Raw genomic sequence first — 19759 nt, 5'->3', positions numbered from 1 at the left:
TGTCGGCGCGGCAGCCTACATAAGTCTCTGTGCGTTGGTGCAGGCAGCAGCGCACGTGGCCGGCTCTTGGCAGTGCGGCACCATGCCGCCGTCGCCCTTCAACCCTGCGGCCGCCGTCGGACTCATCGCCAACAGAATGGAATGGATAGTAGTTCGCCGGGCTGATTGTGTGCTCGGCACAGGCAGCGTCTGGTGGGTTCTGGCCCCGGCTCTACTGCTGGTTGCTGCGCTCGCCGTCGGCGCGTTGGTCCTTTGGCGGCGATGGAAGCAATCGGGCGGCTGGCTGCGCCAAGACATCCTGAACCGCGACGGCGTTGCCCGCCGCGCCGAGATTCTCCACGACTTTGGGGCGCGGGCCGTGCGGAGAAGAGGAAAGTTCACGCGTCCAGGACTTGCAAACCCCTCGGTGCAGGACGTGTCGTGGACGCTAGGCCGCTCCCGCGGTGTCACCATACATGTCTCCACGGAAGAGTCAATGGTGATTCAAGGTGCTCCGCGATCCGGGAAGGGGCTTTATGTCGTCATCAACGCCATCCTCGATGCGCCGGGAGCTGTAGTCACGACTTCAACGCGCGCGGACAATCTCGTTGTGACGATGAAGGCACGGGGCTCTGGAGGCCGACCCGTCACCGTTTTTGATCCCCAGGGCATGTCAGGACTTCCATCATCGCTTCGTTGGTCGCCCGTACGTGGGTGTGAGGATCCTGATATTGCTACCCGGCGGGCGTTGGTCATCACCGCGGACACCGAGATGAAGGGCGAGAACGCAGCGTGGCAGAAGCGCTCGCTGATAGTTCTTCAGTGCCTACTGCATGCAGCGGCGCTGTGCGGCGAGGGAGTGACGGCTTTCCGACGCTGGTCCTCCAGCCCTGTACTGGCGCGGGAAGCGCTGGAGGTGCTGAGTCAGCCGGGGGCGGCGCTTGGCTGGCAGGCCGACCTGATGGGCATCCTGGAAGATGACCCGCGGAACACGTCCAATTCGTGGATTGGGGTTTCGGCGGCGGTAGCGCCGCTGTCGTCGCCCAAAGTGCTCGCCGCACTGAATCCGCAGGACGAGTCGGAAGAGTTCGATCCCAAGGCCTTCATACGGGACCGGGGGACTCTCTATCTGATTGGCACACGAGCCGGTGCAGCTGCTGCAGGACCGTACCTATCAGCATTGATCGATGACATTGATAATGCAGCACGGGAAATGGCGTTCGTCTCCCCTGGGGGCCGGCTGGATCCGCCTCTTTCCCTGATCCTCGACGAGATCGCCAACCTGGCACCATGGCCCGGGCTGCCTGTGGCGCTGTCCGACGGCGGCGGTATCGGGATCTCAACGCTCGTCGTTTTGCAGTCGTTGTCCCAGGCCCGTTCGGGCTGGTCCATCGATGAGGCATCGACCATCTGGGACTCGGCGATCATTAAAGTGATCTTTGGAGGCGGATCTGACGAACGGGACCTGCGTTCGCTCGCCGGGTTGCTGGGGGAGAGGAGCCTCACCCTCACCACGCGGTCCTGGTCTGCCGCTGGCCGGCAGGACGGGGAGCAGATACGGGAAAGTCCTGTGATTGCTCTGGACGAGATTCGACGCCTGCCCGCTGGCACCGCGCTGATGCTTGGGCGGCGGACTCGACCGATCCTGCTCGACTTACTCGAGTGGCACAAGCGTAAGGACGCGGGGGAGCTGCGCCGCTTGAAGGCCGAGATGGAGCGCATCTTGGCGGACGGGCACAGGGAGCGTCAGCAAAAGACAAAAGGGGCGCCGGATGCGCAGCCATGACGAGACCGAGGAGTTCGATGTTCCGTCTGCTGGCTCCTTCGGGGACGACGAGATCACCGCACAGTTGTTTCGATCCGCTTTTGGTGCTTCAGCGGCTTCCAAGAGCGTGACCCGCCGTTGGCGGGAAATGACTCCGGAGCAGTCCCAGGAAGTTTGGGGCGCCCTTTTCTCATGGGTGCGATGGCTTGTCGCGACTTATCAGCTGACGACGTCGGTCATTCCTGACTGCTGGTGGCGTCACCCCGAGATTGTGGCTGAGTTGTATGCGCTTCACCGCGCCGAGCTTGCCTCCTACACCCAAGATGAGCCGGGCTTCGGCCCGCTTGCCTTTCACGAAAGGCTCCCGCACGCCGTCGAACGCCTGCGGATGCACACCAGGACTGCCGGGTGCGTAGGGCTGCAGGCACACAAGGAGCCTGCGCCCCGAATCCTGTCTGGTGATGACCCTGACTTTGTTGAGTGGCGGAAGGCTGCTCATCAACTGGTCGCTGACTTCTGAGTCATGTCGCTCTTGAGGTGCTTCACCATGAACGGGTGTCTGCGCAGCAATGCTGCGGTCCAAGAAGCATGAAGGGTGGCTGTCGTGGCCGCTACACCTGAAGTTCCATCTAGCATTTTGCCCGACCACAGCTCTCCAAAAGCCAGCGTCGGCGCTCGCCGTATGGCGCCCGAGGAGCGAATCGCCTCATTGATGGATGGCCTGCACTCGATCCTGGAGGAGGCAGTCGAGTCACCTTCACGTTGGCAGGTTCTGCTCGATGCCTCAGCCAATTTGTGGCGGTACTCAGGTGGCAACGTCGCCTTGCTCATGATGCAGATGGCGCAGCGGGGTACGGACGAGCCGACGCTCGTCGCAGGGTACAAGGAATGGGAACGACACGGCCGCACTGTCCTTCGGGGCGAGCATGCCTTGTGGGTCATTGCACCGCGGACTGCACGTGTGCAGCAGATGTTGCTGCCCGACGGTACGCGCCAGCGCATTCCTCTGGGCGGCAAACTTCCCAGGGGTGCTATCGACGGGGGGAAGAAGACCCTCATCACGGGTTGGCGCGGCCAGGCAGTCTTCGACGTTTCGCAGACCCAGGGGGCTCCGCTGCTGGTTCCCTGGCCGAGTGATGCACCGACCTTCGAAGCGGCACACCTATGGGAGTCGCTGGCCCGGGTTATCCGCACGCACGGCTTCTCGATCCAGGTGACCGATGCGCAGTTCGGTCTGACGAGCGGCTTCACTGACTTCGCACAGCGCCAGGTTCAAGTCGGTGGGTGGCTGAACCCTGAGGAACGCACTGCCGTGCTTGCGCATGAGCTTGGGCATGTTCTGCTGCATGGTCCGGACGACCACGTAGGCAAGCTTTACGGGAGCAGCTTGGACCACCGGGGCCTTGCCGAGGTCGAGGCCGAGTCTGTTGCGTACACGATCCTCAAGGCTCATGGAATCGACCGGGGTCCGCAGTCTGCAAGTTATCTGTCCGGCTGGGCTGATGCAGTGATTGAGGCGGAGCATTCAGCCGCTGTGCGCAGCTCTTCTCCGAAGCAACCCGCCTCCCGGGTGGATATTGCGAAGTCAGTCTTAGGCCGCGTCACGGCGGCAAGCAAGGACATCCTCGAATCCACGAATCCGCCTGGTTTTGGCGGGAAGGTTCCCACTGCTGAAGTCTCGCCCGAGGTGCAAGGCAAGGATTCGTACGTAGGCCTGCAGCAGCCAGGCGGACCATCCCGAGGGTTGGAGATTTCCGGCCCGTAGGGCGGCCGCGAAGTGTTGGACGGGAGAAACCCGTCTGCGAAAGAAAGGGCAGAAGATATGAGTACCAAGATTCCGGTCAACATTGCCGGAAACCTCGTCGCGGACCCTGAGCTTACCTACGGTGAGTCCGGGGTAGCGCACGCCAAACTGCGGGTTGCTGTGAACCAGCGGATTCAGGGAGCCGACGGGTCCTGGCAGGATGGAGAGCCTGTCTTCCACAACGTCTCGGCGTTCCGCGCGCTCGCAGAGAATGCTTCGAACTCCTTGAAGAAGGGTGACCCTGTTACGGTGTCGGGTGAACTCGAGTTCCGTGCCTTCGAAAAGGACGGCGAGCGGCGGGAAGCCCGCCGGATTGTTGCTGAGACGATCGGTCCTGACCTTCGGTTCGGCAAGGCGGCCTACCAGCGCTCACCGCGCGCGGCAGCGGGTCCGGAAGCTGCTGCAGATGCGGGTCTTCAAGCGGCACCCGAAGCTGCCCAGCCTGCTTACAGCATCGCTACGAAAGGACCGGTGGCCGCGCCCCCTTTAGGCGGGCCGGAGCGGGCTGACATAAGCATGTAGCCGAGTGCTGCTGGAAGTGGGTGGCCTGATCCGCATTTGGACCAGGCCATCACCTTGTCTATGCTCCGCTTGTACGTTCAGACCGCCTTCGGGCGCCGCTCTAAGACAGCCGGCGGAATTGTCCAGGCTTCACCTGCACGAGGATCGGCAGCGCGAGCTGGACCGGTGCGGCGCCGACCGGCTTGTCGAGAAGATCGTTGATCGACGTCTGTCCTCTCAGCTCCCCTGAGGGATCTCTTTCCATGCCAACGACCCTAGGCATGACCGCGAGCCTTGCGTTTCTTCGACACGCACGGCGCTACCCGATGATTGCCTGATCGTGGCCGGGATGGCTGCCGACTACAACGCACTACTGCCCTTCCACTCATCAGGCTTTACACGCCTGATGCTTGAGGAATGCGCCCAACCCATGTGGTATTTGCCGTAAGTATCCAGCCACTCGATGAGGCCGTACTTGTGGGTCCACCCAACGGCCTTGCCGTAAATTCCGCTGACGTACACAAGCGGACGCCCATACTTCGGGAAATCCCGGATGGGTGCCGGGTCGTCTATCGGCCGGCTTGCTTCGGCGTCCATGCGAATCATCATTCGCTCGACATCTTCAGGGGAGCCGGACTTGATCATGAAGTAATTTTAGAACATACATTCGAATCTTTGTATTGCCGGAGCGTCGTAACAGTAGATGCCGCTTAGGGGCTCCGGCCTTCGGCGGGTGCCCAAGCTAAGCAGTCGGCGGCTCGAATGAAGTACGTTTCCGGCCATGGTGTGCTGGGCATTACTTGAGTGGGGTCGGGGGTGATGAGCAGGACGGATCCTGGCCATAGTGGTTCGGGTAGTGCTTCTATCCAGGCACGCTGAACGTGGTTGAAGCGGTTCCACATGATGGTGACCCATGAGCCGGTGGGTTGCACCGCGTCGACGCTGAGGAGGGTCACCTCTGTCGTGGTTCCGTTGGCCAGCTTAGCGTTGTCAAAGGATCGCCATCTGGTTGCTGCGGTAGCCAGCCAGGTCCGCCGACGGGCGGATCTTTTCCCCCATAACAGCGCAAGCACTAGAACAGTTGCCAACAACAAGCTGCCAACGATGACCTTCAAGACGAGAGGAAGTTCCGTGGCGGCCAAGTCTATGAATGAGAGGGCAAAGACTATGAAGACAACCGCGCTGGATATCACTAGCCCGGTTGTCGCCACCTTGGGTCTTACCGCGGGATTGACGACCATTCGCATTGCCTCCCTACCAGATTAGAGCTGCCAGCCGGCACTTGTAAGGACGACTTGCTGAGAAACGGCTGAATGCACAGGCGAGTCATTTAGCTGAGCGGTGGCACCGCGACGAGCACTGTTGATTGCTGCATCGATTCGTTCACGCTGGGCCCGTTGTTCGCATTTGTAATCCGCCGGAGACGGGCCCAGTGGGAGGGGAGAGTCCGGCAGCGCCCACCTGTCGCGAAAGACGGCAACGTCACGGACCAGCTGCCAGGTTTCGCCACTGGTGCTATTTCCGACGGCTTCGAGCAAAGCACGTTTCCACTCAGGATCGGCTGTCAGCGCTGCCACGCTCACGGTCTCCGTCCTTTGGGAAATACGTTCCCTGACCTGCTGAATCATCGCTGCTAAGTCAGACCGCGAAATGGCGAGCTTTTCAACCAGAGGCTCCTCAACGGCCGTCGTCCTTCCTTTCATGAACCGGCGTAAACGCACGCTGAGGACAGCGCAGCGATCGTTGGCACTGCTAGTTTCCTGGCAGAACTGGCTCAGTATGCGCTCGGTACCCTGCCGGCTGACGGCTGTGGCTTTCCGCCATGCCGCGACAGCTGCGCCCCACGACGGAGATTGTTGGAATTCCTGTGAGCCGCCAGGGGCATGTTCGTCCAACTGCTGTCTAAGGTCCAGTCCTGCCGCGATCTGCGCGAGGTAGTCATACTCCGCGTAAAGCCGCTCAAGGCTGTCCGCCTTCCTACGCTCCGTGTCACGAATCTCGTGGGCAGTCCGTTCGGCGCCCTCAGCCGCCAGCACCTCGCCAAGGATGCCCTGCCAGGAGAGCTGCAGTGATGGATCGACGGCAGGATGGTCGGCGTCGTCACCTTCGCTGACGTAGGCAAAGTTGCCGGAACGGCCACGGGTCATGCTCACATACAGCAGCTCGCGAGTGAGCCGGCCCTGTGTGACTACCGTGTGGCCGGTGTCCACCGTGATGCCTTGGGAACGGTGTGCTGTGGTGGCATAGCCCAGCTCGACGGACGCCTCCAGATAGGCTCCGGGGAGTAGGACACTTGCGCCTGTGCCCCGCCGACGTGCCAGCACCGAGCTGTCGCGACGACTGATCTGTTCGACATCGAACAGCGTCCCGTTCCTTACGAAATTACCGTCGCTGTCGACTAGCTTTCGGTTATTCCCACGGGCGATGACTGTGTCACCGGAGCCCGCCCGTAGGCCATCGCTGAGCAGCACCGTCTGCTCTGGATCCACCTCTCCCTGGGCCACTCGATCCGCCTGCGCCCGTTCATTGAGCATGCCGACCGTTTCATTGTCGGCGGCAATAAGGATGGATGACTTTCCTGCCCGAGTATCTGACTGCCAGGCGAGGTAGGCCTGGTCAGCCATATCCAGGTAGGTGCCGTGCCGGATCCGCCCATGGTGTGCGTAGCCGGATATAGCTGCGTAGTCACCCTTCCGAAGCTTCAGCGATGCTGTGCGCTCCCACTCCTCATGGAATCTCCAGATCGTGCTCAGCCGTGTTGCCTTACCCTGCCGGTCCAGCCAGCCAAGTACACCGCCGGCGTCGATGGCGTCCAGCTGTCCCGGGTCTCCCACAAGGAGGATCTTCGCGCCGGTTTCCTGCGCCTGGTGTACGAGCGCGGCGAGTTGCAACGTCGAGACCATGGAAGCCTCATCGATGATGATGAGCTGATTTGCATGAAAGCGCCATCGTTGCTGGACGGCAGCGAGCCGTGCAGCCTCCTGCGCTAACGCGATGCTGCGGCGCTCGCTGGCAGGAGCCGTGGTCAGTTGTGATTGGACGTCGAAGAACCGCTCCGCCCTTGAACTAGCCCCCTGGCCGTTCGATTCGTGCAGCCACTTGGTGACGTTCTCCGTTGCCATAGCGAGTTCGCGGCCGAGCACTTCGGCGCTGGCAGCTGCCGGGGCGAGCCCGACGACGCTGCCGGTGCCATACTTCGATTCCCATACTGCCTTCACTGCACCTAACGTTGTCGTCTTTCCCGTGCCCGCTGGCCCCACGATGGCATCGAGGCGGTTGCCGCTCAGGACGACGTCGGCAACGGCGGCTCGCTGATCGGAGTGAAGCACTCGGCTCTCTGGCTGTTGGACTTGGTCAAGGAGATCCATGATGAGGTTGGCGCGGAGTGCCGGGCCGCCGTCGTCGTCCCTTGCTTCCATGATCGCGTCCTCGCAAGCGAGCGTGGACGTATCGGTGTAGAGGCGTGACCCGTGAAAGTCGAAGACGCTTCGTGGCCCGTGCTGGACGTCTGCCTCGGCGTGGGCCGGGACGGTGTACCTGTAATCATTCAGAGGCACGGATTGCTGCTCGGCTGCGGTGGCGATGGCGTCCATGAGCGTGCTCCTGTCCGCCGCCGTGCGGCAACGCACCTGGGCACAGACGCGTTCGGCTTCCGCCAATAGATTCCAGCGGTTCCAGGTTGAGCGTTTGTGAGCGACCCGCTCACGGGTCAGGGTGGCGATGGTGGTGATCCAGTCAGGGTTCAAATCAGTGAAGCCAAATGGCGTAATTCTGGAACGGTTGATCGTTGCCGCAATAACATCGTCCGGTTGGAATCCTTTGGCGGTTGCGCGTGCCTTCCATTCTCTGGATAGCTCGTGCAGGGGGGTAGGGAGCTCGGGCTTGGGAACGCGTGTGGCCAGGGTCGCTTGCTGCCGCAGCTTGATGACCGTTGCCGTGGTTGGCGGATGGCCGTGTTCCTTTGTCCACTCCGCGACGAGGCGGTCTGTTTCCACGTTGATCAGCCGGGACCGGTTGGAAAACTCGCGGATGAGGTCCTCATCGATCCCGGTGAGTTGCTGGCTGGGATTGCCCGTGTTGATGACGGGGATGCGGATGTCCGTGTCGCTGCCAAGGTGGCAGTGGAGAGCGTCGAATAGGAGACCGTTGTAGTGTTCGCTGGCAGCGACGGCAGCCTTGTACAGGGTGCGCGAGTCGAGGGTCACCCAGGCGCCGTCGGTGATGCGCTGAATGCGGTTGGCGATGACCAGGTGGGTGTGGAGTTGAGGGTCGCCGGTGCGGGATTCCCAATGATCGAAAGCAGCGGCGATGGCTCCCTGTGTGCCGACGTGGGCCACGCCGTTTCGTCCGGCGCGGGTGTGGATGACTTGCTCTTCCAACCAGGCAAGTGTTGCTTCAACTGCTTCGTGGTGCACGCGGAGGATCAGCTCTTGCGTGCTGCGAGGGCTGAGTGCCCAGAGGACTGACACTGACTTTGGCACGCTGAAGGTTAGGTCGAAACCAACGACGGCGTGCCTCACCGCTGGTGGGCCGGTTTTGTTGTCGACGGCGGTGGGTTGGCTGTGGGGGCGGCCCAGTGGTGCGTTGGTGTCCGGATGTACGGCTAAGTCGAAGACTGCTTTCGCGTCTGTTTCGGCGACGACGTCGCCGGGACCTCTGTTGATGCCGTGTAGTCCGCTGCCGATCCACCGGCCTTCAGGCGTCCCGGCCTTCACGTAGTAGGTGGTGGCGTCCGGGGGAGTGGTAGTGAGGTCATCCATCATCGTGGTCTTGAACAGATAGCGCAGACCCGACTGTGCCGAGAGGCGTGCGATGGACATCGTCATGTCCGCGCCGCTCCCGCCTGGCGCTTGGATGGATGCCATCCGCGGCGGTTAAGGATGTCCAGCGTTGCTGGGTCCAGGGCGACACCTTTTGCGTTCGCAAGCGAGACCAGCCATGCTGCGAGATGCGCGAGGTCCTGCACGTTGGTTCTCTGGGCGCGCTTCAGCCGGGCTACTTCGAGCTGGAGAACATTGTTGCTTTGACGCTGCTCGGAGTTCTCTGCCTCGAGGCGGTCGATCTCACAGGACTGGGAGCGGAGCTTGGACTGGAGAATCTCGACGCGGCGTTGGTAGATCCTTTTCGTAGTTGCCAGTTGGCGCCGCAGTGCCTTTAGCTCGTCCTTGACAACTACGGCCCCGGCGTCAGCCGCTACCGGCAGGGCAGGACGGCGGGCAGTTCGACGTATCCGGTCCCGCTTCCTGTTGCCGCAGCGGATTGAACAGAAGCGCTGACTCTTGCGGGACGGCTCGAAGCAGCCTGCACACTCTTCGCAAATCTTGATCACGAATGTTCATAAGGTCGAGGTCCGGTTTCGACATGACCAGACGTGAGCTGTACTCACGCTGAAAACCTTGGATGCCAGAGGTGTGGGGCTGTCGATTGAGGGCTTGGCGGGGTCGATCATCGGCGAGTAATGGTCCGCCGTTCTAACTTTGTCCTGCGGGAGGGTCAATCGCTGCCAGTATGTTGGCAGTCGAGAGCAATCGACTACCCGGGTTTTCCTAAGCGAAGCAACGTCAGATCGCGGGCAACAGCGTTCTGGGCCTGGATGCGATTTGCGTAACCATCGCCCATGGACTTCCTTCGATACTTCGCGGCGAGGGGTACCTCGTCTTCGTCCCAACTAGAAGACAGCGGGTCGTAAAAGACAACGTCCATGCTCTGCCGGCCAGCGGTCAAGCCGGGAGGTAGAAGTACCAGATCAAGGTGGGTGCCAGCAGCGACAGGCTGTGGGAGGACATTTGGATACAGCACGCCAAGGACAACCACTACACTTTCAGACTGACAGGCCTGCGCCGGTCCAACCGTGACGAAGCAGCCTTCCGGCTCTCCCCACTCTCTGAATGGAAGCTCGTCGCCCTTCTTTGAGCTGCGGGGCATGGACTTCCTCGCCTCAACCTGCTTCATCGTAGCGGTGACCCACAATGGTTCCGTTTCGTCAAAATTGGGTGTGCCCTAACAGGAGGAACACCCGGCCAGGCGTGCAAGTATCCGACCTTGATCGTTCTATCGGACGTACCCTGATCGTATGCGTCTGATACTCTCAAGCCGCCGTGGGTGGGGTTCAGTGATGAGTGACTTCAACGTTTGACATCGGCCGACTCAAAAGCCCATGCTGCCCGGTGCAGTGCAGTAGCAATGCGCGCTCTCAGATTTCTTGACCACGGAACTAGAGACTCGTCTTGATCCGAGATAATCGGAGCATCCGGAAGAGCGCTCCGAGCGCCGTTACCGTCTCGACCCGTGAGAAGAAAAGCGAGCGAGTAATGGCTATCCAACAACTATTCCCTCCTTGATTCCGTTTGCGTAGCGTCGAGTGGTTTGCCTCACGCTGGAGTAAGCAACAGCAGCATCAACTAAGTATGTTTGCCGCTGATCAAGTCGCTTTGTGCCAAATGGGGACACGGAATGCGTGAATTTGCGGCGCCCGGGTTTCCGCCGTCTTCTGGCAGCACACGCCTCGACATGTAGGTGGAAACCTTATGCGCCAATTAGTTCTCTGACTGCGGTGCGGCCTGTTCCATTAGCTCACCCACCCACGTTAGGTATCCTCGATGGAACACCATTCCCTCGGACAGTCCTGAATTGATACTGCCGAGCAGGAGATATCGATAGTGATACGGCCGGCCCCATAGGGGCGTTCGTGATGTGCAGGTCGCCGTAGGACTCCGGGAGGACACGGTCCATCCAGACGCCGCCGGAGGAAACGTCGGGGGTCATATCGCATTAATGTTGTCACCAGCTGTACGGGTGTCGTGGCCGCCCACGCCTGTGGCGAACACGCCGTGGGATAGGGCACGGGCGAGGAAAACTGGTCGCGGCTGAAGCCGCAGAACAATTCTGGAAGGCCTCCCGCCGAAAACTCCGCGGCCTCCAGCAGTGCCGTCGAGATCCGCTGCGCCTCCGTCACGAATCCGTAGAGCATCAGACGGACTTGGATGATCGCGTTGTAATGGGGCCATACCACCCCAATGTGGTACTTGGCCGGGTTGTAAGCGCCCATGTCGGATGCCAGGGTACGCACCCCCCAACCGCTAAACATCGGGGGGACATTAGTCGCTCCACGACCAGTGGTGCTTTGTCTTTGTCGACGATACTGTCGTCAGGCAGTGGCCCATGTTGGAGGCGCAGGCATCGACGGGTCGCTTGTCGCGGTCCTATTCAACGGCATAGTAGCCTTTGTCTGGCAGCCAGAACTGTTCGTTGAATTGCCGTTTCAGCCGAGCCGCACGATCCCGGAGGTCAGCTGCCTTTCCCGGTCGACGGCGTCGAACGCCATCCAAGCCGCTGCCAGACAGGCTACTTGGTGAGGTGAGCCGTTGAGGTTTCGGTTCGGAAATCATCACCGCGCTGCAGCCCCACGCCGACCGAGCGATGGAATGGATCCGTGATTACCGGGACAGGGATGGAGATGGCTCCGTCGAGTATGCCCGCCTCAACGACCAAGGATTGGAAAAACGTCAAAAGCAGCAAGTCGGTTCGTCAAGTTGGCGGCTTGCCACTCAATTCACCAGATCGCTCATTTTGAATCACCTTCATTTCACGGATAGGTCAGTGGTACTACCGATGACGGCTTCTGCGACTTGTTGGATGTGGTCATCGGTCATTGCTGTTGAGAGGGCAAGGAGTCCATTGGAGCCAGCCAGGACGCCCTTATCGTAGAGATTCCACCATAGGGATTCGATGTTTGGGGTGACTATGCGCATCAGTGATCCGAAGCCGTTGACCGGAATTCCCGCGGATTTCAGTTGACGGCGTAAGTGGTCGCCTCGGATGTTCAGATCTAATACTGCTTTTTCGTCATATAGGCGAAGGGCGGTGAGGCCAGCTGCCATAGTCACGGGGTTGGCGGTGAATGTGCCACCCCACATGACGTTGCCACTCGTTGTTGGGCTGAACGTCTTGAGAATGCCGGGGCTTCCGCCGATCGCTCCGGCGGGAAAACCGCCTCCGATGATCTTCCCTACCGAGATCAAATCCGGCTCTACCCCATAATGTTTATGAAACCCTCCCCAGCTAAGACGAAGACTGATCACTTCGTCTACCGCCAACAGCACATCGTAGTGCCGTGTGAGTGCCCTCAGCGCCTGAACGAATTCATGGGTTGCTGGTTGCAGCCCCGCGCGGTTAGGCATCAGGTCGATAAGAACCGCTGCAGTTCTGTGGCTGTGGTTTTGGAGTACATCCGAAAGGGCTTGGAGGTCGTTTTGGGGGAGCACAAGAACAGATTGTCGTGTCGAAGCCGGCACGCCTAATGATTCTTGGTCCACAACTTCATCGCCGGTGCCGTGGTAACTGCCCTCGAAGCGGATGATAATGTCGCGACCTGTGTGGGCTCGCGCTGCGCGAAGCATCATGAGAACCGCTTCAGTTCCCGAGTTGCAGAAGCGCCACTGCTGGATACCGGTTCGTTCCGCAAGACACTCAGCCATGTCGACTTCGTACCTGGTCGGCAGGCCGAATGCGGTTCCCTTTTTCGCGGCATCAAGGGCGACGTCAAGGACTGATTCATGGGCATGCCCATGAATCAAGGATGTGTAGTTGTTGTTGCAGTCGATGACCGATCGTCCGGTTTCATCGGTGACAAAGGCGCCGGAACCTTCGACGGCATACGGTGGACGAGGGGGGACGAACACGGTCGAACGAGTGTTGCCGCCTGGCATGACCTTCTTGGCTCGATCGAAAATGTCTGGCAAGTGTTTGGTGGACGTTGGCATTGTGTCATTTCTCTTCAGCTGGGGCGTTGGGGCAGTCCCTGGCCTGCTTGTGTAGGCCAGGGACTGCGGGTCAGCGTACGGCGACGGCATCGATTTCGATGACGGCGCCTTCGGCGGCCAAGTCACTGACTTCGACAAGGGTGCTGGCCGGTTTTGTGTCGGGCCAGCGATCAGCCCGCAGCCTGTTCACTGCGGAACGTTCGCTGATGTCGGTGACGTAGACAGTGAGCTTTACCAGGAAGGCTGGAGAAGAACCTGCTGCAAGAAGGATCGACTCGAGTGAGTCCAATATTCTCGCTGTCTGGGCTTCGATGTCCCCCGGTTCCGGGAGCTGTCCTGAGGCGTCAAAGCCGAGCAGGCCGGAGACGTGCACAAGATTTCCGGCGATTACGGCGTGCGAAAAGTGACCGCGGGGGCTCGGTACGTCAACGCTCAACACTTCCGCCCTCTTTATTGGAGGTGTCATACGCTGGCCTCCTGCAATGTATCTTTCTGTGCTCTCGAAATTGCAGTGAGCGTCGAGGTGAAGCCTTGGACGGCAAATTCGAGATCTTCATCAGTCCAGACAGCATTCGGACCAAAGGTCCTGCTGGTAAGGCCGAGCCCAGTGTTGGCCAGTCCCAAGCACATTAGGCGCCACAACCGATGGTCTGCACGTTGGGCTGACGCGAAATCCATGACTTCTTCACTGGTAAAGTGGAGGCCCACGCACGGGCCGTCACCAGTGACTGCCAGCGGAAGTGCAAGCCTTGCCGAGAGGCCTTGTAGGGCGTCGCGCAGCTTTTCGCCCTTAGATGCCGCTTCTGCGAATACCTCCCTGGTTGTTATTCGCATCGTAGCTACGGCTGCGGCAAGGGCAACAGGATTCTGAGCATGCGTGTTTGATGCGCTAATCGGTTGCTCAAGAATATCGGCCCGCCCGGTGACTACGGCGACAGGCAGGCCGCCCCCAAGCATTTTGCCCATGACGATCAGGTCCGGCGCTTCAAAGCCGTAGTACTCACTTGCGCCGCCGACAGCGAACCGACATCCAGTGATGACCTCGTCAAGGATGAAGAGAGTTCCGTGGCGCTGTGTGGCCGAGCGGAGGCCTTTGAGGAACCCGTTTCTCTGGTGCACAGCGCCGGGGATTGTCATCATGGGCTCAGCGATTACTGCCGCGACTGACCCCGAATGGAGGTCCAGGGCCTCGTTGACGGCTGCGAGATCATTGAACGGCACGGTGATGATGTTGTTGTGTGCAGTTGGTGAGATACCCGCTTTTGATGATTGTTCGCCGAGGAGGGCGTCGTGTTGGCCATGGAAGCCACCAGCTACCCTGATGACGGTCTGGCGTCCTGTAAAGGACCGGGCGAGACGTAGGGCGTAAGTATTCGCTTCCGAGCCGGAGGGGGCGAAGACGACCCGTTCCGCACCCGGGACGCGTTCGCACAACTGTTGCGCGAATTCATCCCGAATGGGGGAGGGGTGCATTGCGCCTCCAGGCGCCCCCAGTTGGTTCATTGCGTCGTGCACTGCGGCGGTCACGATCGGGTGGGACCGTCCAACAAAGCTTGCGTTCCACCCAGCGTTGCAGTCCAGGATGTCATTGCCATCTACGTCGGTGAAATGGGAACCCGATCCTTGCTGAATGTAGACGGGATACGGCATTCCTGAGTTGAACCGTGTTCGCTGACCTTTGGCAATAAAACTCTGTGCGGACTCATTCGCCGCCTTCGATCGGGCATTTCGCTGGTGATACGTATCCATCCACTCATCCTCGAGTGCCTTCAGCGTGCTTGTGCTGGTCATAAGTCTTCCTAATTCATTTGGTGTGGCCGGCGGCCGGACACTAGGCGCGGACAGATGTTTCCGCAGCTTGCTGTTCCTCGTGGTCATGCATCCTCACTCCCCGGGTTTCCCGGGTGAAGGCAGCCGTCATCGCGACAATGGCCAGAGCGATGCAGACGTAGACGATGATGGCAGTTGTGGAACCGAAGATCTGCAGAAGACCGATCGCGATGGTAGGTGCCAGGCTGCCGCCAACGATGCCGGCGAGCTGATATCCCAGCGAAGCGCCGCTGTAACGGTGTTTGGCGTCAAATAGCTCGCAGATCCACACTGCCTGGACGCCGTACATGGCAGAGTGGAAGACGAGACCGACCAGCACGGCAAGGATGATCAAGCCGACGGATTTGGTATCGACCAGCGGGAAGAAGGCGACGACCATCCAGATGATCGCCCCGACAGCGCCGAAGATGGTCACGGGTTTGCGACCGAAGCGATCGCTTAGCGCGGCGAAGGCCGGGTACGTCAGGAGTTGCATGCCCGCTCCGAGCATCGCCGCGGTGAGGCCAACCGTAGCGGGCAAGCCCAGGGTTTTCGAAATGTAGGTCAGGAGGAAGGTAATGAGCAGGTAGAACATAATGTCCGCGCCGGCCCGGATCCCAATCACGCGAAGGACGTCGAGGGGCTGACGCCGCAACAGCTCGAGCACGGGGGACTTGCTGACGGTGCCGCTTTCCTTCAAGGCATCAAAGGCAGGTGTCTCCGTGACTTTCAAGCGAATATAGATGCCGACGACAACTACTACTGCCGACAGCAGGAACGGTACCCGCCAGCCCCAAGAAACGAATTCGTCACGTTCGAGGGCTGCGGACATCAGCAGCAGGATTCCGGTGCTCAAAAGGTTGCCGATGGACGCACCGACCTGTACGAAGCTTGTTAGGAAGCCTCGCCGTTCCTTGGGTGCGCGTTCGGCGATCATCAGTGCCCCGCCAGCCCATTCACCTCCAAGTGCAAGACCTTGAATGAGCCTAATCGTGACCAGCAGAATCGGAGCGATCACTCCTGCGGTCGCATAGCTTGGGAGGAGTCCGATACCGATAGTTGACACTCCCATCACCATGATGGTGGCCAGCAGAACTTTTTTGCGTCCGATCTTGTCGCCGAAGTGACCAGCTATCACTGCGCCAACGGGGCGGGCAGCAAAGCCCACGGCGAATGTTATGAATGATAAGAGCGTTCCGGTAAGAGGGTCATACGACGGGAAAAATACGTCGCCGAAGACGAGGGCGGCGGCCGTCCCGTAGAGGAAGAAGTCGTACCATTCCAGGGACGTGCCAACCAGGCTTCCCATGATGGCACGCCGCAGAGATTTTGTCCGTTTGTGCGTTGCTTGTCCAATGTTTTCCATGATGCCTCCAGATGATGGTGCCGAAGCTGTTGATGCTTTGAGGTGGTTATGTGTCACAGGGCGGAGGACGCTGCCCGGACGTAGCCTGACTCGACATCGGCCCTTAGGGCTTTGTCGGAGCGGGCTGAAGGGTTGCCGTAGCCGCCCCCTCCAGGGGTAAGCATGCAGATGAGGTCACCCCGCGTGAGTGGGATGTTCTCTCCCTTGCTGATCATGGGCAGGATGACTTTTTCGCCGCGGAGGCGGAACCAGGGTGCCGACGCCGCCCCCGGACCTCCACCAGCGCGACCAATTGGAGCGGTTTTCGATTGGTCTCCCAGGAGGCTCGCGCGTCCTCGATCACCGGTGTACTCGAACTCGAAATGCACACCTAGTCCGCCTCGGAATTCGCCATCACCGAATGAGTTCTCACGGAGCGAGTACTGGCGGACGAGAATGGGATAGCGCTGTTCCAGTGTTTCGACTGACTGGATCAAACCAATGCTCATGAGCGAGCAGCCGTTTGAAAGCCCATCTCCAGCTTTGTGGCCCCCGTAGCCGCCGCCGAGGAAGATGTACATGACAAAGGGGTCTCCTTCCTCGTCAACACCGCCAATGGACAAGTTGTTGGAGGTAGCCGAGGAGCCGGCGGGTACTCCGTCCGGAAGCGCACCGGCCAACGCGCCCATGACCGCCGTGATGATCCGCTGGCTTGTTTCCGCGGCGCATCCAGCGACGGGCCGGGGCACCTTGGCATTCAGGAAGACGCTTTCGGGGATTACGAAAGTCAGGGGTTCAAAGATCCCGGAGTTGATGGGCACGTCGGGGAAGACGTGTTTGATCGCAACAATGGCGCTGGACACAGTCGCCGCGTAGACGGAGTTCATCGGCCCTTCGCAAGGGGGTGAGGATTTGCTGAAGTCGACCGTCATTTCCTCGCCGGAGACCGTCAGCTCAACTGCGATGCTCAAGGCCTTGTCCGCGATGCCGTCGTTGTCCATGTCCTCGGTGAACTGGTACGTGCCATCAGGGATGTCCTTGATATAGCTACGCATTTGAATTGAGGAACGTTCGCGCAGTGTATCGATCACCGCGGAGACAAGGTCGGCACCGTATTCATCAAGGAGCTCGGTCAATCGTGAATCTCCTGCTCGCAACGCCGTCGCCTGTGCCTGGACATCGCCCAGGACATCGTCCGGCAACCGGGAATTAGTTTGCAGGATTGCGAGGATATCCGAGTTCAGTGCCTCGTCAGTGAATAGACGCACAGGCGGGATGCGCAGGCCCTCCTGGTAACAGTCGCTCGCTTCTGCTGCGAAGCCTCCGGGGACGCGTCCGCCAAGGTCTGTCCAGTGGCCTGTGTTTGCCAGCATCGCGAATAATTTGCCTCCGTAATAGAAAGGCCGCACCATCTTGGTGTCCATGATGTGAGTGCCGCCGGCGAAGGGGTCATTCACCAAGTACATGTCCCCGGGCTTCGGATCCTTGATCGCGGACAAGACGCTGGCCACCGTGTATTGCATGGTGCCGACGAAGATGGGCAGACCGCGGACGCCCTGCACGATCATCGATCCGTCAACCGCTGAATAGATTCCGTCGGCCCGGTCCCATGCGTCCGAGATGACCGGCGAGAACGCCATGCGTTCAAAGACGGTGTCCATTTCGTCTGCGATTTGCTCGAGTCGGCCGCGGATCACGGCCAACGACAGGGCATCCACTTCGGGCCTCATCGGGCCACCTCCACGAGAAGAGAGCTATCGTTCTGGACCACCGACGTTGTGCCTGGCGGCAGGATGATGGTTGTATCTGTTTGTTCAATCACTAGAGGTCCTTCCAGAGTCTGGCCCACGGTCAATGTGTCCCGGGAGAGCACGTCGACCATGACTGTCATGCTGTCGAACGTTATGGTTCGTTTTGCCAGCGCGTGGCCGGTACTTGCGGGTAGAGCTGACCCCATTTGCAGTGACCGTTTGCCGGTGGCGACGGTACGGAGGTTTATCAGTTTGATATCCCGTGATGGGTGCCTTCCCCCATACGTAGTGGCGTGCTGATCGAGGAACGCCTGGATGAGGCAATTGGCTGTCCAGTTGCTCTCTATGTCTCCGAGGGGAATCCGCAGCGTGTACCTCTGCTTGCTGAAGCTCATTTCAGCGAAGTGTTCGACTGTAATGGCCGTGCTGCCGAAGCCGTCCTTGGTCAGCAGTGCATCACCCGCGAGCCGGTGTTCGGCGAGTATTTCCTGCACTGTGCCGGCAAAGCTGCTGCCTTCGACGGTGGCATTAAGTGCGGTTACGTAGTCGTACTTTGCATCCGCGATCAGGCAGCCGTAGGCGCTCAGGGCCCCTGGGTGAGGAGGGACCAGAACTGAGGTGGCGCCGACAGTCCGGGCAAGTTCGACAATGTGCATTGGGCCGGCGCCGCCGAAACCAACGAGTGCGAAATTGCGTGGGTCGTAACCCTTGTCAACGCTGACGCTTCGAATAGCGGCGGCCATCTTTTCGTTGGCGATGCGGATGACGGCCAGCGCAGCTTCGTCAACCGTCAGTCCGAGAGGTTCGGCGATTACCTTGCGGATAGCTTTTTGTGCGGCGTTAAGGTCAATCTCGAAGCCCTCTTGTGTCCCCAACTGCTGTTTAGGGGCGATTCTGCCGAGGACGACGTTGGCGTCAGTAACTGTGGGGCGACTACCTCCACGGCCGTAGCAGGCAGGTCCAGGGTCAGATCCTGCACTCTCAGGGCCGACCTGCAGTATGCCTCCTCGGTCGACGGAAGCGATTGACCCTCCGCCGGCGGCAATGGTGGTGATATCGATCATCGGCAGTTTGATAGGAATGCCGTAGTCGATGTACTTCTCGGAAGTGATGGCCGGGCTGCCGTCAGGGATGAGCGCCACGTCAAAGCTGGTACCGCCCATATCGCAGGAAATGACGTTGGCAAGGCCTGATGCGGCCCCGAAGGCTGCCGCGGCAACGGTGCCCGCGGCTGGTCCGGACAGTAGGGTTCGCGCGCCTAAATGCCCCGCCCGGCTGGCGGGTGCCAGCCCGCCGTTCGACTGCATGACCTGAACTTCTTGGCTGAAGCCCTGGGAGTTCAAACGCTTCTGAACGCTGTCCAGGTATCGGCTCATCGTGGCGCTCACATATGCGTTGACAGCCGTGGTGTTGGCCCGTTCGAATTCGCCGGCCTCGGGGCAAAGCTCATAGGACGCACTGACAGCCACGTCCGGGAGTAGTTTCGTCAGGAGTTCGACAATTCGTTGTTCATGAGTGGGATTGACGTAGCCGTTAAGAAGACAAACGGCTACGCTTTCTATGTTTGCCGTTCTCAGCCGTCCGGCCAGGTCATGTACTTCGTCCTCGTCAAGGGCAGTGTGAACACGGCCTTTCGAATCGATGCGTTCATCGATTTCGAAGGACCGGCTTCTAGGCACGATCGGGGTATAGCCAGTAGTCAGCCCGTAAGTCGTGGGCCGGTCGCGGCGGCGAAGCTCAAGTACGTCCCGGAATCCGCGGGTCGTTACAAGGGCGCAGCGGTCACCCTTGCGCTCCAGGACAGCATTGGTGGCAACAGTTGTTCCGTGGACCACTGCACCTAGGCGTTCGAGCGGTACGTCCAGTTGGTTGAGTCCAGACACGAGCCCCTCTGCCTGATCCCCGGGTGTGGAGAAGACCTTGGCGATCCGCAGTCTTCCCGTCTCTGCATCGTGGAGGACCACATCGGTAAATGTGCCTCCGACGTCGATCCCAGCGATATATTCCATAAGTTTTTGATCCTTTGTCGTTTTCGTTAGATAC

At 60.1% G+C, this 19759-nt stretch carries 15 protein-coding genes and 1 pseudogene; 4 read left to right on the top strand and 12 right to left on the bottom strand.

The genetic code is table 11. From position 1 onward, the window contains the following. Positions 1-37 precede the first annotated feature (37 nt). From PV768_RS14250 to PV768_RS14235, 4 genes are all read left to right on the top strand, one after another. Complete coding sequence (locus PV768_RS14250; protein WP_421093365.1) at positions 38-1765, top strand: type IV secretory system conjugative DNA transfer family protein; 1728 nt, start codon at positions 38-40, stop codon at positions 1763-1765. Further along, a complete protein-coding gene (locus PV768_RS14245; protein ID WP_421093346.1) occupies positions 1752-2264 on the top strand; it encodes a hypothetical protein in 513 nt (170 codons plus the stop codon). The genes PV768_RS14250 and PV768_RS14245 overlap by 14 nt, the downstream gene beginning before the upstream one ends. A gap of 84 nt (positions 2265-2348) precedes the next feature. After that, entirely contained in the window at positions 2349-3509 is a 1161-nt protein-coding gene (locus tag PV768_RS14240) for an ArdC-like ssDNA-binding domain-containing protein (protein ID WP_421093345.1), read from the top strand. 57 nt (positions 3510-3566) lie between these two features. Next, complete coding sequence (locus tag PV768_RS14235) at positions 3567-4070, top strand: single-stranded DNA-binding protein (RefSeq protein WP_421093344.1); 504 nt, start codon at positions 3567-3569, stop codon at positions 4068-4070. 100 nt (positions 4071-4170) lie between these two features. On the opposite strand, the gene PV768_RS14230 is transcribed toward PV768_RS14235, so the two are convergent. From PV768_RS14230 to PV768_RS14175, 12 genes and pseudogenes are all read right to left on the bottom strand, one after another. Then, positions 4171-4314: a hypothetical protein gene (locus tag PV768_RS14230; RefSeq protein ID WP_421093343.1), complete on the bottom strand. Its 144-nt coding sequence runs from the start codon at positions 4312-4314 to the stop codon at positions 4171-4173. 95 nt (positions 4315-4409) lie between these two features. Next, a complete protein-coding gene (locus PV768_RS14225; RefSeq protein WP_421093342.1) occupies positions 4410-4694 on the bottom strand; it encodes a hypothetical protein in 285 nt (94 codons plus the stop codon). A gap of 65 nt (positions 4695-4759) precedes the next feature. Next, on the bottom strand, positions 4760-5290 hold the full coding sequence (locus PV768_RS14220) for a hypothetical protein (protein WP_421093341.1): 531 nt from the start codon (positions 5288-5290) through the stop codon (positions 4760-4762). Between the two features lie 21 nt (positions 5291-5311). Beyond that, the gene (gene mobF, locus PV768_RS14215; protein WP_421093340.1) at positions 5312-8875 is read right to left on the bottom strand and encodes a MobF family relaxase; all 3564 of its coding nucleotides are present in this window, start codon (positions 8873-8875) and stop codon (positions 5312-5314) included. Next, positions 8872-9378: a hypothetical protein gene (locus PV768_RS14210; protein ID WP_421093339.1), complete on the bottom strand. Its 507-nt coding sequence runs from the start codon at positions 9376-9378 to the stop codon at positions 8872-8874. The genes mobF and PV768_RS14210 overlap by 4 nt, the downstream gene beginning before the upstream one ends. A gap of 1207 nt (positions 9379-10585) precedes the next feature. Next, positions 10586-11394: pseudogene (locus tag PV768_RS14205) on the bottom strand (amylo-alpha-1,6-glucosidase); the annotation flags it as partial. A gap of 235 nt (positions 11395-11629) precedes the next feature. Then, positions 11630-12811 (bottom strand): aspartate aminotransferase family protein, encoded by a 1182-nt coding sequence (locus PV768_RS14200; RefSeq protein WP_421093338.1) that lies wholly within the window; start codon positions 12809-12811, stop codon positions 11630-11632. 70 nt (positions 12812-12881) lie between these two features. Next, positions 12882-13277: a RidA family protein gene (locus PV768_RS14195; protein WP_421093337.1), complete on the bottom strand. Its 396-nt coding sequence runs from the start codon at positions 13275-13277 to the stop codon at positions 12882-12884. After that, positions 13274-14602 carry an aspartate aminotransferase family protein gene (locus tag PV768_RS14190; protein WP_421093336.1) on the bottom strand — a complete coding sequence of 443 codons (1329 nt, stop codon included), beginning with the start codon at positions 14600-14602 and terminating at the stop codon, positions 13274-13276. The genes PV768_RS14195 and PV768_RS14190 overlap by 4 nt, the downstream gene beginning before the upstream one ends. Before the next feature lie 40 nt (positions 14603-14642). Next, entirely contained in the window at positions 14643-15986 is a 1344-nt protein-coding gene (locus PV768_RS14185; protein WP_421093335.1) for an MFS transporter, read from the bottom strand. Positions 15987-16039: 53 nt separating this feature from the next. After that, positions 16040-17695 carry a hydantoinase B/oxoprolinase family protein gene (locus tag PV768_RS14180; protein ID WP_421093334.1) on the bottom strand — a complete coding sequence of 552 codons (1656 nt, stop codon included), beginning with the start codon at positions 17693-17695 and terminating at the stop codon, positions 16040-16042. Then, positions 17692-19725 (bottom strand): hydantoinase/oxoprolinase family protein, encoded by a 2034-nt coding sequence (locus tag PV768_RS14175; RefSeq protein WP_421093333.1) that lies wholly within the window; start codon positions 19723-19725, stop codon positions 17692-17694. Before PV768_RS14175 ends, PV768_RS14180 begins: the two co-directional genes overlap by 4 nt. Positions 19726-19759 lie beyond the last annotated feature (34 nt).

Origin of the sequence: Pseudarthrobacter sp. CC4 (assembly GCF_048957775.1) — a bacterium.
Classification (GTDB): Bacteria; Actinomycetota; Actinomycetes; order Actinomycetales; family Micrococcaceae; genus Arthrobacter.
The sequence above is the reverse complement of the archived record's forward strand: the minus strand, read 5'-3'. Positions and strand labels throughout refer to the sequence as shown.